Below are 14,258 nucleotides of genomic sequence, written 5' to 3'. Positions count from 1 at the left end.
TGCGGGTCAACCATTTTTAGGCCACCGTGAAGCTGTCGGCGTAGGCATAGGGGGTAGTGTAGTCCTTGGCTCCGGACAGCAGGACATTGACGCCCATCTTCTTGCCCTTCTCGGCCGAGGTCTGGGCGTAGGTCCAGCCGGTGGCGCCGTCGATCACAACGCCATCGGCAGTCCACTGGATGGCGATGCCGCTGGTATTGAATGCCGGCGGCAGATCGAGCGACAGCATCTGTCCGACGACGCGCGACCCGATGACCCGGATCGACTGACCATAGCGGATGTAGGGCGGGTAAATGCCGTCCATCGCGTCGAGATAGGCGTCCATCTTCGGCGCGTCCGAACGTGGCTGGCCGAGATATTCGATCAAGCCCCAGGCACCGCTGCTGCCGATCGAGATGCGGCTGATCCAGTGGTAATGATAGAAGATGACCCCGCGCCCCAGGCCATGGACGCGCGTCAGCTCGCCCAGGTAATAGCCATAGCCGAACTTCATGCGCGGCGAACGCTGACGCCGCTCCTGGGTGGCCTGCGCGGTTTCGAGCGGGCTTTGCTCAGTGGAATGCTGTCCGGCTTCATAGGTGTGGAGGCCGTAACCATAGGGCGCAAGGATCGCCTGGTGCTCGTCAATCAGCCGCACCTGCAAATTGACCGAATTGAAGCCGCCCTTGAAGTAGACGTCATCGTCCGGCTGATCCTGGGTCGGATACCAGTAGGGCGCGATGAACACTTCATTCATGATGGCGAGCGACAGGCCGGGGTATGCCACGATCTGCCGCGTGACGTCCGGATTGCCGCCCTGCGAACCCAAGCCGGTAATCACGTTGTCGCCCAGCGCGTTCTTCAGCGCGGTGAAGATCGGGACGGCGCGGTAGAGAGATTCATCGATCGACAAGCGCAACACGTTGGGTTCGGTCGACTTCCGATAGATGGCCCAGGCGATCAGCCATGCGCTGCCATTGAAGCTAAGGTTGAACGCTTCGTTGCCGATCTCGACACGCGGTTTCTTGCCGGTGATCGTCCACAGGATCGTCACCGCCTCGACCGCAAATTCCGGCGTGGCGTTGAACGAGACATTGTAGAAGGGCTCGATGCCGGTCAGCTTGAAGAACTGCGCCAATTCCTCGACCGTGACGACGGACGGATCGGCATCGATGCCATCGCGCAGATTCGTCTTCGCCATGACGGGCACCGTGTCGCTGCTGGCGCTTCCCGAGTAGGAAACGTCGAACATCTCGATCATCAGCGACGTCGTCTTGAACAGGTCGATGACGCTCTGCACGGTATTGGCGGGCGGCGGGGTGACGGTGATGTCCTTGCCCAACACGGTGATGCTGCCGCTGCCGCTGGACGCGGGCGCGGTGACGGTGACGCTCCAGTTGTTGCCCTGGCTGCCGTACCAATGATTGTTCGGCAGGTACTGCGAAACGATCGCTCCCGACGCATAGGCGCGGACGGTCAACTTGAGGCGCGCCGACCCATGGCTGGTCGGGATGAAGAGCCGGGCCGGACCACCGCGCAGGCCGCGACGATAACGACGCCGGTTCGCAGGCGTCAGCTTGCCGTCGGCAAAGCCGGTGTGCGACGAATTGGTCCCAAGCAGATCCATGACGCGGCCCCAGGGCCACTTGGCGGCATCGCGGATAAAGCCCGCGTACCAGGTCGTTTTGTCGACATAGGCCCCGCCTGCCGCGACGATCTCGCTGCACCAGATGTTGCGCGCCGGGCTGCTGGCATCCCAGGTTGACGCCGAGACAGCGATGTAGGTCGCCAAGCTGCCGGCCTTCAGCATGAACTCGATCGCATTCGCCGACGTCTTGGTGATCGTCGTCGCCTTGGCGGGATCGTTGATCGTGACCGGCGAGTTGCCGGTCCAATCCAGCCGCATCAGGCTGTCGGTAGCGACGGGATCGAGCTGGAGCAGATAGGTGGAGACGCCGGGCTCGAAGGACAGGATGTCGCCGGTCGCCACGTCGATCCAGGGCGCGTTGGCGGGATTGTACGAATCCTTGCCATAGCCGTCACCGCGCCAGTGGCCGGTGGCGATGTTGTTGAACATTCGGGGATAGCCGATGATGTTCATGCCGTAGGTCGCCTTGTCGGTCGCATAGTAGCGACCGGGGACCGTCACCGTCGACGCGTTGCGCTGCGTCAAGGTGATGTCGACCTTCTTGCCGGCATATTTCGCCGGCACATACTCGCCCGCGATGCGGACCTTGGCGCGGCCGGGCCGGGCATTGGAGACGCGCGTCGTCGGGACGATCGTGCCATCGGGATAGGTGGCATCCCAGCCGGAGGGCAGCTGGCCGTCCGGATTGGTATAGGCAACGTGCATATCCATGCCGCGATCAGCGACATGCGGCTCGACCGCGAGCAGCTTGAGCGGCACGCCGCCATCCGAAGTGAAGGTAACCTTGGTCCGGTCGCTGCCACCATTGGTCTGGCGGAAGCGCCAGAAGCGCCCGAAACCGCCGGGGAAGCCCTTGTTGACCGCGTCCGAGCCGATCGTGTGGGCCAACACATCGTTGACGGTGATGCGGATGGCGTTGTTGGCATCGTCGTAGAAGACCCTGATCACGTCTTCGCGCAGCAAGGCCTTGCCATAGTCCATGACGGCGGAGGCACCGGAGAATTGCACCCATGCGCCGTTGCTGCGGTAGTAGCAGTTCTTATAGCGACCGCTGGTCATATTCTCGATCTTCAGACCGATCGTCGGCGCGCCATCATTGGTGTCGCAATACGCGTACAGCTCGCCACCGACGCCGTAGGCCCCGGTCGAGCCGTCGACCGCATTTTCGAACAGCGCCAACCCATAGGGGCTACCCAAATCCTGCCAGTTCGTGTCGAGCGTGACGGCGGGACCATAGGTGGTCGCGGTCGACGGGTTGGACAGATAGACCGGCGCGCCGCTGTCGTCGTTCAAGATGGTGCCGGTCAGGCGGCTGGGCGTGCCGAGCGCATAGCCCTGCGGCGCGATCAGCTGGTAGCCGAAGGTGTCGTCCGCCTCGACGTCCGTGTCCCCGGAGACGGTGACGGTCGCGGTTGCGGTGGGGCTGCCGGCCGCGAAGGTAAAGGTCTTGTCACCGGGCAGGGCATTGCCGGCGAAGTCCGCCGGGCCGGCCGAACCCTGGATGAAGGTCGCGGTGACGGTCAGCGCATTGGCGGTGCTCGACCGCTTGGCGGTCATCACCATGTCCTTGGTGCCGCTGTTCCCCTCGGTCGCGCTGATCTCTGCCGAGTCGAAATAGACGGTCGGCGTCACCGCCACGTCGTCATTCAGGATCGTGCCGGTCAGGCTGCTGGTGGTGCCGAGCGCATAGCCCTGCGGCGCGACCAGCTGATAGCTGAAGGTTTCATCCGATTCGACGTTGGTGTCCCCGGCGACCAGCACCGTGGCGGGCGCGGTGTCGCTGCCATCGGCGAAGGCGAAGACCTTGGCGTCCGGCAGGATGCTGTCTGGATAATCCTCCGCGTTGGTGGTGCCGGCCGCAAAGGTCGCGGTGACATTGACCGCGCCCGAGGTGGTCGATCGCCGCGCGGTCATCACCAGGCCCTTGGTGCCGCTGTTGCCTTCCGTGACGCTGACCGTCGCCGACGCGAAGAAGACAGTGGGCGTCACCGCCACGTCGTCATTCAGGATCGTGCCGGTCAGGCTGCTGGTGGTGCCGAGCGCATAGCCCTGCGGCGCGACCAGCTGGTAGCCGAAGGTCTCATCCGACTCGACGTTGGTGTCCCCGGCGATCGTCACGGATTCGGTCGCGGTGTCGCTGCCGTCCACGAAGACGAAGTTCTTGGTGCCGGGCAGCACGTTGCCACCGAAGTCCGCAGCGACGGCCGTACCCTGGACGAAGGTAGCCGTCACGGTCACCGCGCCCGAGCTGGTCGAGCGGCGGGCGGTCATGACCAGGTTCTTTGTGCCGCTGTTGCCCTCGGTCGCGCTGATCGTCGCCGCAGCGAAATAGACGGTCGGCGTGGGCGCAGGGGTCGGGGTTGGCGTGGGGACCGGCGTCGGGGTGGGCGTGGGCGTCGGGTTGACGATCGGCGCGACCGGGCCATCGGACGCGCGGCCGAGCGCCATCATCGTGATCGTCGCCATGGTCGAGCGCCGGCGGTCGCCGGAGGTGGCGACGATGCCGATCGCATAGGCGGTGCCGGGCATTGCCTCCGCGCTGCCGCGCACGATCGTATCGCCGGACAGGGCGAGCTGGCTGGGGACCGATCCGACCGTGGTATAGGTCGTGGTGCCCGCCTCCATACCGGCGAAGGGATCGCGCAGACGCTGGATGGTATCGCCGACCGCACCGCCCGCCGGGAAGCTGTCGTCGTTGACCAGGCTGGTGGCGATGGCGGTGCCGAGCAGGACGGCGCTGCGGTGACCGATGATGGAGAGACGGCGCATGGTAGGATCAGTCCTTGGGCGAAGAGGCGGAGGGCGTGGGGTGGCAGGCGCCGGGCGAGACGAACTCGACCAGGCGATCGAGCTGGTCGGCGTTGGCCCCGAAGGCGCGGGCGAGGCGGATGATGCCGGCGCGGGCGCGCGTCGGGATCTGCGCGACCAGCGCGGGATCTTCGGGCAGGCCGGCCGGGCGATCGGCGCAGCGGAGCAGATCCGTCGAGGGCGTGATCTTCACCGGCACGGCGATCGGCACGGGAAGCGGTGCCGGCGGGTCAATGCGCCGGCCGCAAGCCGGCAACATTGTTGACAGCAGCAAACCACTCGCGATCGACCAGATTGCGGCGCTCGGCTTCGGCATCGGCTTTCTCCATGGCAAGGGCAGCAGAATTCGCCGCCTCGGCCGCGCGGCGCGCGGCGTCATTGTCCCGCGCCTGACGCGCGGCATTGTCGGTAAGCGCCTGGGCCATCAGCTGGGCGGTCTGGCGCTCGGCCTCGCCCTTCCATTCGGCGAGCTGCTGGACGCGGTTGCCGCAGTCGACGCCGTCCGCGACGCGCGGTCGCTTGGATGCGAAGTCGATGCCGGCGCTTTTGCAGATCAGCTCGGCGCGGTGCAGGACCGCATCGCGATCGGCGATGGCGCGCTCGGCGCGGACGTAGAGAACCGCGCCAGCGCTGGCGACGGCGAGCAGGACGACGAAGGCCAGCTCGGCCTTCAGCTTGGCGAACAGGCCTTTCAGCAGGATCACCGGGGCAGCTCCTTCAGGCAAAGGGCGCGCTCGGCGCGCCGGCGGTTGACAAGACCGTGCACCACGCGCCCGCCGGCCCGGTTCCAGGCGAGGAAGCCTTCACAGGCGGCGGCCCACCGGCCCGCGTTGAACAGGCGGGCGACGGTGGAGCGGCAATAGGCGGTGGTGCCGATATTGTAGGCGAGGCTGATCGCGGCCGAGAGCTGGTTGGGGCGACCGCGCAGGACCGGCGTGCAGGCCAGCACTGGCTCGGCATGGCGGATCAGCGCCTGTTCCTCGCGCAGCCGGCACCCTTCGACCGTCTCGACCATGCCGGGCTTCACGCCAAGCGTCTCGCCGCCACAGATCGTCCAGACGCCGACGATATCGGGATAGGCCTTTAGGTAGACCTTGCCGCCCGATTCCCAGCCCGAGACGAAGGGGGTGACGATCAGCGCGGCGGCCGCGCCGATCACGCCGACCAGCGTCTTGACCGGAGGGCGCTTGGTGGCGGGCGCGGTCACTTGGCGTCCTTTCGGCCGGGCAGGACGGCGAGGATGCGATCGAGCAGCTGCCCCGGCGCGCGGCCGAGCGTGTCTTCTCCCGCGCCCGCGATGAACTTGGGCGTGGCGCGGAAGGCGATCATGCCGACGATGAAGCCGATCGCCTGGCGCACATAAGGGTCGAGCGGCGGCCACGGCCACAGGGCCGCCGTCGCGTTGGTGACGAAATAGGAGACGGTGACGCCGACCGCCATCTGGGCGAAGCGGCGCGGCCACGACACGTCGGGCTCGAAGATCAGGCTGATCGCCGCGCCAAGCGCAGCGGGCACCAGGCCGAGCATCCAGGCCAGCAGCGCTGCGCCGATCTCGTGAAAGAGTTTGTCCATGGTCAGTCCCAGAGCTGGATAAGGGGGCGGGTGGCGGTGACCGGGGCGGCCTGCGCGGCGGGCACGGTGACGATGGTGCCGATCGGCAGGACCGGGCCGGCCTCGGCGATGCCGGGATTGGCGGCGAGTATGGCGGGGAGATCGGCCGGCCCCAGGCCCGCGTCGCGCCAGAGCAGCGCGTCCAGCGTGTCGCCCTGGCGCGCCCGGTAGGAGGTGCCCGCCGTCGCCATCAGATCAGCTCCACGGCGATGCGACCGCGCTCCAGGATGTCGCGGATCGCGTAGAGCGCATCGCGGCGCAGCTCGGCCGGCGTGTAATCGAGCATATCGGCGTCGCGCTCGCTGGCCTTGGTGCTGTCGATATCGCGGTAGCGCTCGACCAGCTCGGCCTTGGCAGTCGCGCCGATCGCGCGCCGGTAGAGGATGACCAGGCGCGGTTCGCCGTCGAGGTCGACGTTGGCCCGGCCGGTGACGGTGGCGAGGCTGGTGGCACCGGCCGCGCGCTTGCCCTCGCCCCAGCTGTCCAGGTCGCGGCCGACCGTGATCATCGCGCCCAGCACCGCTTCGCGCAGCCGCTCGGTGGTGACGGTGTCGCGGATGCGGGTCGCCTTGCGGAGCGCCGCCAGATCGATTTCGGGCCACCAGTTGTCGTTCTTGACGATCGCCGTCTCCGGCGCGGCCGGGTCCGGCACGATCGAGGCGCAGCCGCCCACCGGGGCAAGCGCAGCCGGGGGGATGAACAGCGCGCCGCTCATCCGATGACGATCCGGGTGCTGTAGACCGCGCCGACATAGAAGATCACGACGCCGACCAGGACCAGCGCGATGCCTGCGCGCAGCTGGATCGCAGTGACGTGCGGGTCATCACCATAGCCGGCGGTCGCCGCACGAATGGAACCAGCCATCGCCGCCCAGGCACCGACCAGGAGCGCGAGGCCGGCAAGGATCATGGTCAGGAGGTCGGCGAGCGTGGCGAGCATGGGATGGGTCCGGATGATCGCCCGCCCGGAATTCGGGGGTGGGGACCGGGTCCAGGCCGGCCCTACGACCCGAAGGTCTCCCGTCCTGCGCGATCCGCCCCCGAGACGCCGGGGGGCGAGAGGGTGACCGCCGACCTGGGCCGGCGAGAAAATCAGGCGCTTGTCGCGCCGGTATCGGTGGGTGTGTCGGTGGTGGCGGGTTCGGACGTTGCGGCCAGCGCGGCCGAGGCGGCGAGCGCCTTCTCCAGCCGCTGGATGGCCTGGCGACAGCCGGCGCGATCGTGCAGGTCTTGTGCCTTGCGGAGCGCCGCCAGCCCGGCCATTTGCTGGCGCGAAATCTCCGGCCCGGTCGCCGCATCCGCGCCGCGCGCATATTCGGTGCCGATCGCCTTCATCAGCTTGGCGCGGATCTCGTCATGCATGTCGATGCCGGCGACCAGCAGCTCGACTTCCTCCAGCACGTCGATCGGAAAGGCTTCGCCAGCCGTCTGGATCTTCAGCGCGGCGGTGGCGATTTCCTCGGCGATCAGCGATGGTGCGGCGCGCACGTAGCGGCCGGGCAGCGGCACGTCGTAGCGCAGCACATAGCGCGCCAGCTCCAGCGCGCGGGGCCAGTCGCCGGTGTCGATGCACCAGACCATGATGGTCGGCAGCACCTCTTCGGCGACGCCGGCATTGGCATCGCGGGCGGCCGCTAGAAGGCCATCGCACCAGGCGCGATATTCGGGCAGCATCTCGCGTTTCGCCGCGATCTTGCCCTGGATCGACTGGATATCCTTCAGGCGGCGCAGATCATGGGTCAGCCGAAGCTGGATCTGCGCCGCTGCCGGGTTGGTCGTGGCGGCTGCCACGACGATTGCCGCCTGGGGGGCGAACCCGCCCATCGAGCCGGTGTCGAGCGCCTGCTGTGCGAGTTTGGTGGCCGCGATGCGGTCACGATGTTTTCGAACGAGGCTCATTGCGCTGTCCTGGTGATGGGCGGGCTACGGGGTGGAGGCAGGAGCCGGCGTCAGGCCGCCGGCTTCTTGCCCATGACGATGTTCTCGACCAGCGCGGCCTGGCCGTAGTCCTCGACCACATAGGCCTCGTTGACGCTCTCGTAGTTCTCGACCTGATCGCGCTTCGAGTTATCCTCGATCTTGCGCCGCTCGGTGCCGATCTGGTCATAGATCGACAGGTTCGACAGCTTGGTGATCAGGAGCGCATTGCGCGGGAACTTGGGCACGCGGATCGCCTGGAGGCCACCGATCTTCTTGTCGGACAGCAGCACGTCCCGCGCCAGCTGCTCGGTCGCCTTGTCGCCGGCCGCGTTGACGATCGAGAAATACTTGTCGTGGACCAGGTCGCGGCCGAGGATCACGACCAGGTCGACGTCGTCGCGATAGTTCTCGTCCAGCAGCTCGATGGCCTCATAGACCAGCGCGTCGATGTTGACGAAGTCGACCTCGGCACCGGTGATGTCGTCGCCGACCGGGACCTTGCCCGCGCCGACATAGATCGCCTTGGTCGCCGTCTCCTTGCCCTGCGCATCGACGGTCAGCGCGCCGTCATTCAGCACGCGCTCGGAGGCGTCCTGGCGGATATGCTCCAGCCAGCCGATGTTGACGTCCTGGAGCAGCGGATAGGCTTCCGCGTCGGTGTCGCGCGCGACCTTCACGCCATTGAAGCCGATCGTGATTTTGTCGAGCGCCTGCGCCTTGACGATCGCGTCACGGATCAGCGTCTGGAACTCCGGCTTGTGCGCCCAGGCGTCCAGCGTCTCGTAGCGGATCAGCGTGTCGAAGTTGGTCTGCTCGCACCGATACTTCGATTCGGTCAGATCGCCGGGATAGCGCGGCTGGCGATCCTTGGTGCGCGTGTCGGTGCGCCCGGCGATCGTGCCCTTCACGCCGACGCCGACCTTGTCGCCCTCCTGCGCCACGACGGGGATGATGTTGATCTGCGACAGGAAGGCGCTCGACTGCTGCACCTTGCCGCGCAGCGTCTGCGCGACGGCCGGGGCGACGGTGAAGGCCGCGCCGACTGCCGCAACGCCATTGAGGGCGGCGATCTTGGTCAGGTAGCCGTTGAAAAGCTTGCGGGTGTTGTTCTGCATGGAAAGCTCCGGGGTGTCAGGACTGGCGAGAGGCTGCGATCAGCAGTCGGTTTCATGCGCGACGTTGCCGCCCCCGCCGGTCGCCGGACCGCGCGAGAAGCTGGTGTCTTCGGTCTTCTCCAGCTTGCCCTTGATCGTGGCGAATTCGGTGGTGACGGTGTCCATGCGATCGGTGACCGGCCTGATCGCGGCGGCGATCTGGGTGCCGATGACGTTCGCAAAGGCGGTCGCGTCGAAATTGTCGTTCGCCGGAGCCTTCGGCTCTTCCTTCGGCGGGGTTGTTTCCTCGACCTTCTTGCCCAGCCCGAGGCTGGCGAAGCCGGCCGCGATCGCCGAGGTGATGGTGCTGGCCAGCGACGTTTCCGGCGCGGCTTCCAGCTCGATCGTCGCCTCGCTGGACGCGGTGAAGAGGTTGGCGGCGTCCTGCTTACGCTTGGCCAGCGGGTTCTTGTCACCCTGCTGCGTCGCCGAGAATGCGAGCATGTCCGTGCCCAGGCTGGCCGGATTGTCGGTGACGGCGACGCCGACCAGGTACGCCTCGCCGCTCGCGCGGAAGTCCGGCGACACTTCGCAGGACGTGAACAGCTTCTGCCCGGCCTTGTTGATCGCGACCAGCTGATCGTTCGCGTCGAACTGCGCGAACAGACCCAGCCGCTTTTCCTTCTTGCCGGCGATTTCCAGCTCGACGTTCTGCGACTTGAGCGCGACGACCGTGCCGTAGGAATTGAAGGGCGGCTCCGGCGAGTAGCCCCGGATATGCTCGCAGTTGATGCCGGCGGTATAGGTCGCCGGCTTGTAGTTCGCCGCCATCTGCACGATCCAATCGCGCTGGATCTCGCGGCCGTCGGTGGTGCCGCCTTCGACGGCGATGCAGAAAAAGCGGGTCTTGGCCATGGCGGTCGGGTCCTCGGGATCAATTTGGCGCGGCAGCGCTCCTCAAGGCCCGATCAAGCGCGGATTGCCGGCTGCTTCTCAAGCGACTGAAGGTGTGGTGGCGGCCGCCACACTTTTTGCTCCCTCCCTGCGCAGGGAAGTCGCGCGGCAAGGTCGCCGCGATCATGGCCCAGAAGCTCCCCGCCGACTTTGGCATGTCGCTGCCACCCGCGACGATGCCGATTGCGCCCGACATTCGTCGGCAGGCGCGCAGCCTTTATTGGCGGGGCTGGGGCTGCACCCAGATTGGGGAAGAGCTTGGCCTAAGTGCCGAGACGGTCAAATCTTGGAAGAACCGCGACGGGTGGGACAAGGCCGCGTGCATCGCCAAGGTCGAGGACAACCTCGAATGGCGGATCAATACGCTGATCTGCAAAGAGAAGAAGACCGGCGCGGACTATACTGAGCTGGACGCGCTCATGCGCGCGCTGGCGGTCACCGCCAAGGTCCGGCGCTACGAAGCGCCGGGCGGGCACGAAGGCGACTTGAACGACAAGGTCGCCAACCGCAATGCCGGGCCGAAGAAGGACAAGGCCCCGCGCAACCACTTCACGACCGAACAGGTCGAGGAGTTGGAGCGGCTTTTCGAAGACGAGCTGTTCGGCTATCAGCGGACCTGGTGGGACGCAAAGGACGAGCGGACCCGGATGATCCTGAAGTCGCGCCAGATCGGCGCGACCTGGTATTTCGCCCGGGAAGCACTGCTCGACGCGCTGCGCGGGGGCGGCAACCAGATCTTCCTGTCCGCCTCCAAGGCGCAAGCACATATCTTCCGCGCCTATATCATCCAGTTCGCCGCCAAGGTCGGGGTCAAGCTCCAGGGCGATCCGATCGTCGTCAGCGCTGACACGATGCCGTCCAGCGACCCGACCGCGGATCTCATCTTCCTCGGCACCAACGCGCGGACCGCGCAGGGCTATCACGGCAATTTCTACTTTGACGAGTTCTTCTGGACCTACGGCTTTGAGGAGCTGAACAAGGTCGCATCCGGCATGGCGATGCATAAGCGCTGGCGTCGGACGTATTTTTCGACGCCGTCGAGCGTCGCGCACCAGGCGCACCCCTATTGGACGGGCGAGCGTCGCAACCGGCGGGTCAAGAAGGCCGACCGGGTCACGATCGATGTCGGTCATGCCCGGCTGAAAACGGGCACGCGGTGCGAAGACAACATCTGGCGGCAGATCGTCACGATCGAGGACGCGGCCGAGCTGGGCTGCGACCTGTTCAACATTGACGAGTTGCGCATTGAATATGCGCCGGACGAATTTGCCAATCTGTTGATGTGCGAGTTCGTGGACGACAGCCTGTCCGCGTTCAAGTTCAACGAGATTCAGCGCTGCACCATCGACACGCTGGAAGACTGGACCTGGTTCAACCCGCTCGCTGCCCGGCCGGTCGGCGAACGCGAGGTGTGGGCGGGCTATGATCCGCAGGAAAGCGAAGACGGCGATAACGCCGCCCTGGTCATCGGCCTGCCGCCGGCTGGGCCGGGCGGCAAGTTCCGGTTGCTGGAGAAGCACCAGATCAAGGGCGACTTCCAGGCACAGGCCGAGTTCATCCTGGCACGCCTGGCGCGGTATAATTGCAGCTATCTGGGGATCGACGCGAACGGCGTCGGCGCGGCGGTCTACCAGCTGCTGGTCGGCAAGGTACGCGGGCTGACCAAGATCGAATATTCGCTCGAAGCGAAGACCGGCATGGTCATGAAGGCGCAGCACAGTTTCGCGCGCCAGCGGATCGAATTCGACAGCGGCTGGATCGACCTGCAATCCGCCTTCCTGTCGATCAAAAAGGCGCTGACCACGTCCGGCCGCGCCGTCACCTTCAAGGCAAGCCGCACCGAGGAGGTGGGCCACGCCGACCTCGCCTGGGCGGCGATGCATATCCTCATCAACGAACCGCTCGACGGGCAGCAGCGCCGGAAGGCGACCATGGAGATTATGTAATGGGCAAACGCCACAGCATCGCCCGCCGGATGGCGCGTGACGAGGCGCGGACCGCCGCGATCGGCGCGATCGACGGCCATGCATCCCGGTCGAAGGTCGAGGCCTTTACCTTCGGCGAACCGGAACCGGTGCTTGATCGCCGGCAGGTGATGGACATGCTGGAGGTATGGCACAACGAACGCTGGTACGAACCGCCGGTGTCGCTCGATGGCCTGGCCCGCGCCTACCGCGTATCGCCGCACCATAGCTCGGCGATGATCCTGAAGCGCCGGCTCCTGGTCACCAGTTTCGAGCCGACGCCTTGGCTGTCGCGGGCGACCTTCGACAAGGTCGTTCAAGACTTTCTGGTGTTCGGCAACGCCTATCTCGAATGCCGCTATAATCTGCTCAACCGGCCGATGCGGCTGGATCATGCCCTGGCCAAATATACCCGGCGCGGTATCCAGCCCGGCCGGTTCTTCTACGTGCCGGGCATGACGCCGGAAACGGAGTTCCGCCCTGGTAGTGTCGTGCATGTCCTTCAGCCTGACGTGAACCAGGAAATCTACGGCGTCCCGGAGTATTTGTCCGCCCTGCAATCTGCGCTGCTCAATGAAGCGGCCACGCTGTTTCGGCGTCGCTATTATCTCAACGGCAGTCATGCCGGTTATATTCTCTATGCCACCGGGGAATTCGCCGAGGGCGATACCGATGCCATGCGCGAGGCCCTTAAGAAGTCCAAGGGGCCGGGCAATTTCCGCAATCTCTTCGTCCATGCGCCGGCGGGCAAGGAGGGGTCGGTAAAGATCCTGCCGATCGCCGAGGTGGGTGCGAAAGACGAATTCGTCGGCATCAAGAACGCTACGCAAGCGGACGTGCTGGCTGCGCACCGCGTACCGCCCCAGCTGCTCGGCATCGTGCCGGCGCAGGGGTCCGCCTTCGGCAATCCCACCGAAGCCAAGGCGACGTTCTTCGAGCTGGAGATCGAGCCCCTTCAGGGTGTGTTCCTGGAAGTGAACGACCAGTTCGGCTTCGAAGCCGTCCGCTTCAGGGAGACGATCGCGGCGAAGGCCGCCTGATTTTCGCGCTCGGTCATCCAGGCCGAGCGGGGGAGCCGCGACCAAGGCACCCGATCTGGTGATCAGCAACATGCCGCTGTCTCTGCCGAGCTGATCGCGTCCGATCCGGGTGCCGACCCCTCGCCGCGCCCGGATCTGGTACAGCCGGCATGTCTGTCCGGTCTTGCGCGATGTTCCATTTTTGTTCCAGATAACCGCGTGACCAGGCGCGAGTTCAAGACCATGGTGCTGGCGGTGTCCGTGCTGCGCAGTGCGCTGGCGATCGGCGAGGATGGGCCGCGCCAGACCGATGCCGTGCGCCTGGCGCTGCGCGTGCTGCTGCCCCTTTGCCCGAGGCGCGTGGTGCTGGTCGACTATTGGACGGCGGCCGGCCTGGCTGATCCGGTCGCGCGGGGCCGAGGGATGGGCGAGGCCTTCAACGCTATCATTCGCCAGCTGCGATCGACCGGGGTGTATACAATTTAGGTTGGTTTTCGACGCAATATTATTGCGCGTAACTTTATAACATTTGTTGTAATTTTATTACATGTAATATTATTACACAAAATCGCTCGTTTCTGTCGCGACCCCAAATCCCGCGCTTTTCCCCCCGCCTCGCCCGCCCGCTTTTTGTATCGCTTTCGGTGCACTGCCGAAGCGCCTTTAAACCTGGCCTAGGTCCTGGGCCAGTTGCGCTCAAAAAGCGGCTGCAACCGGGTGCGGATCGGTGCACCAAGCGGGGCAATCTGGCTTCACGTTGGCATTTGCAGTCACTCAGTCGGTTGTCAGAAAAAATGCTCCGATCAGCGGTATCCACCGCAGCCAGCGTCGGGGTTTGGTCGCATGAAACTCCGAGTAGAATGCATCATCCGCCGCTGAAAGCACGTCCTCCAAGGCACCGGAGAGGTCATCCAAACGATCCTGATCCGCATCGGAGCGTTGTCGTGATCGACTTTGAAAATCACCACCTGTTGCTAGGCTTCGCACCTGCACAATCAAAGGGATGGAATTGAATTTCAAGCCAGCCTGCTCTAGGTTTCTGGTATACCGAGCTAGCCGCCTAATTTCTGATGACAGGGCTGTAGCGTCTGGAGCCGACTTACTAGGATCTTCATGCAACCAGTAAGTTTCGGCGCGAGTACGAACCTCATCTATGCTGCCCCGCAGCTCTTTGAACTGCTCGCGGATCTCTTTGCGAAATTCACGACGATCGGCTTGCTTCGCAACAACAAACCATCCCAAAACGGTTAGTGCCGCTGGGA

The 14,258-nt window shown here is 65.3% G+C and carries 15 protein-coding genes; 3 read left to right on the top strand and 12 right to left on the bottom strand.

What is annotated here, in order from left to right; all coding sequences use genetic code 11:
• Window positions 1-16: 16 nt before the first annotated feature.
• The 11 genes from QE452_RS13570 to QE452_RS13520 all read right to left on the bottom strand — a co-directional run bounded on the left by QE452_RS13570 (window position 17) and on the right by QE452_RS13520 (window position 9,974).
• On the bottom strand, window positions 17-4,396 hold the full coding sequence (locus QE452_RS13570; RefSeq protein WP_309730196.1) for a Calx-beta domain-containing protein: 4,380 nt from the start codon (window positions 4,394-4,396) through the stop codon (window positions 17-19).
• A 7-nt stretch (window positions 4,397-4,403) separates the two neighbouring features.
• Window positions 4,404-4,646: a hypothetical protein gene (locus QE452_RS13565; protein ID WP_309730192.1), complete on the bottom strand. Its 243-nt coding sequence runs from the start codon at window positions 4,644-4,646 to the stop codon at window positions 4,404-4,406.
• 19 nt (window positions 4,647-4,665) lie between these two features.
• Window positions 4,666-5,139: a hypothetical protein gene (locus tag QE452_RS13560; protein ID WP_309730188.1), complete on the bottom strand. Its 474-nt coding sequence runs from the start codon at window positions 5,137-5,139 to the stop codon at window positions 4,666-4,668.
• Window positions 5,136-5,642 carry a lysozyme gene (locus QE452_RS13555; RefSeq protein WP_309730185.1) on the bottom strand — a complete coding sequence of 169 codons (507 nt, stop codon included), beginning with the start codon at window positions 5,640-5,642 and terminating at the stop codon, window positions 5,136-5,138. The genes QE452_RS13560 and QE452_RS13555 overlap by 4 nt, the downstream gene beginning before the upstream one ends.
• Window positions 5,639-6,007 (bottom strand): hypothetical protein, encoded by a 369-nt coding sequence (locus tag QE452_RS13550; RefSeq protein ID WP_309730183.1) that lies wholly within the window; start codon window positions 6,005-6,007, stop codon window positions 5,639-5,641. Before QE452_RS13550 ends, QE452_RS13555 begins: the two co-directional genes overlap by 4 nt.
• A gap of 2 nt (window positions 6,008-6,009) precedes the next feature.
• Window positions 6,010-6,237, bottom strand: coding sequence for a tail protein X (locus tag QE452_RS13545; protein ID WP_309730180.1), 228 nt, complete (start codon window positions 6,235-6,237; stop codon window positions 6,010-6,012).
• Window positions 6,237-6,761 (bottom strand): head completion/stabilization protein, encoded by a 525-nt coding sequence (locus QE452_RS13540; protein WP_309730178.1) that lies wholly within the window; start codon window positions 6,759-6,761, stop codon window positions 6,237-6,239. Before QE452_RS13540 ends, QE452_RS13545 begins: the two co-directional genes overlap by 1 nt.
• On the bottom strand, window positions 6,758-6,985 hold the full coding sequence (locus tag QE452_RS13535) for a hypothetical protein (protein ID WP_309730175.1): 228 nt from the start codon (window positions 6,983-6,985) through the stop codon (window positions 6,758-6,760). Before QE452_RS13535 ends, QE452_RS13540 begins: the two co-directional genes overlap by 4 nt.
• Window positions 6,986-7,137: 152 nt before the next feature.
• Complete coding sequence (gpM, locus tag QE452_RS13530) at window positions 7,138-7,944, bottom strand: phage terminase small subunit (RefSeq protein ID WP_309730172.1); 807 nt, start codon at window positions 7,942-7,944, stop codon at window positions 7,138-7,140.
• Window positions 7,945-7,994: 50 nt separating this feature from the next.
• Window positions 7,995-9,080, bottom strand: coding sequence for a phage major capsid protein, P2 family (locus tag QE452_RS13525; protein WP_309730169.1), 1,086 nt, complete (start codon window positions 9,078-9,080; stop codon window positions 7,995-7,997).
• Window positions 9,081-9,119: 39 nt separating this feature from the next.
• On the bottom strand, window positions 9,120-9,974 hold the full coding sequence (locus QE452_RS13520; protein ID WP_309730166.1) for a GPO family capsid scaffolding protein: 855 nt from the start codon (window positions 9,972-9,974) through the stop codon (window positions 9,120-9,122).
• Window positions 9,975-10,168: 194 nt separating this feature from the next.
• On the opposite strand from QE452_RS13520, the gene QE452_RS13515 reads away from it, so the two are divergent.
• From QE452_RS13515 to QE452_RS13505, 3 genes are all read left to right on the top strand, one after another.
• Complete coding sequence (locus QE452_RS13515) at window positions 10,169-11,959, top strand: terminase large subunit domain-containing protein (RefSeq protein WP_309730549.1); 1,791 nt, start codon at window positions 10,169-10,171, stop codon at window positions 11,957-11,959.
• Window positions 11,959-13,017 carry a phage portal protein gene (locus QE452_RS13510; protein WP_309730164.1) on the top strand — a complete coding sequence of 353 codons (1,059 nt, stop codon included), beginning with the start codon at window positions 11,959-11,961 and terminating at the stop codon, window positions 13,015-13,017. Before QE452_RS13515 ends, QE452_RS13510 begins: the two co-directional genes overlap by 1 nt.
• Before the next feature lie 198 nt (window positions 13,018-13,215).
• On the top strand, window positions 13,216-13,482 hold the full coding sequence (locus QE452_RS13505; protein WP_309730161.1) for a hypothetical protein: 267 nt from the start codon (window positions 13,216-13,218) through the stop codon (window positions 13,480-13,482).
• 288 nt (window positions 13,483-13,770) lie between these two features.
• On the opposite strand, the gene QE452_RS13500 is transcribed toward QE452_RS13505, so the two are convergent.
• Entirely contained in the window at window positions 13,771-14,238 is a 468-nt protein-coding gene (locus QE452_RS13500; protein WP_309730159.1) for a hypothetical protein, read from the bottom strand.
• Window positions 14,239-14,258: the final 20 nt, after the last annotated feature.

It is taken from the genome of Sphingomonas sp. SORGH_AS_0438 (assembly GCF_031453475.1).
Lineage (GTDB): Bacteria > Pseudomonadota > Alphaproteobacteria > Sphingomonadales > Sphingomonadaceae > Sphingomonas.
Note: the sequence above shows the minus strand (reverse complement) of the source record. Positions and strands in the feature narration are given on the sequence as shown.

Bases quoted from the DNA above. Each gene is read 5' to 3' on its own strand.
- QE452_RS13570 (WP_309730196.1), bottom strand. From the start codon at position 4,396: ATGCGCCGTCTCTCCATCATCGGTCACCGCAGCGCCGTCCTGCTCGGC.
- QE452_RS13550 (WP_309730183.1), bottom strand. From the start codon at position 6,007: ATGGACAAACTCTTTCACGAGATCGGCGCAGCGCTGCTGGCCTGGATG.
- QE452_RS13545 (WP_309730180.1), bottom strand. From the start codon at position 6,237: ATGGCGACGGCGGGCACCTCCTACCGGGCGCGCCAGGGCGACACGCTG.
- QE452_RS13540 (WP_309730178.1), bottom strand. From the start codon at position 6,761: ATGAGCGGCGCGCTGTTCATCCCCCCGGCTGCGCTTGCCCCGGTGGGC.
- QE452_RS13535 (WP_309730175.1), bottom strand. From the start codon at position 6,985: ATGCTCGCCACGCTCGCCGACCTCCTGACCATGATCCTTGCCGGCCTC.
- gpM (WP_309730172.1), bottom strand. From the start codon at position 7,944: ATGAGCCTCGTTCGAAAACATCGTGACCGCATCGCGGCCACCAAACTC.
- QE452_RS13525 (WP_309730169.1), bottom strand. From the start codon at position 9,080: ATGCAGAACAACACCCGCAAGCTTTTCAACGGCTACCTGACCAAGATC.
- QE452_RS13520 (WP_309730166.1), bottom strand. From the start codon at position 9,974: ATGGCCAAGACCCGCTTTTTCTGCATCGCCGTCGAAGGCGGCACCACC.
- QE452_RS13515 (WP_309730549.1), top strand. From the start codon at position 10,169: ATGTCGCTGCCACCCGCGACGATGCCGATTGCGCCCGACATTCGTCGG.
- QE452_RS13510 (WP_309730164.1), top strand. From the start codon at position 11,959: ATGGGCAAACGCCACAGCATCGCCCGCCGGATGGCGCGTGACGAGGCG.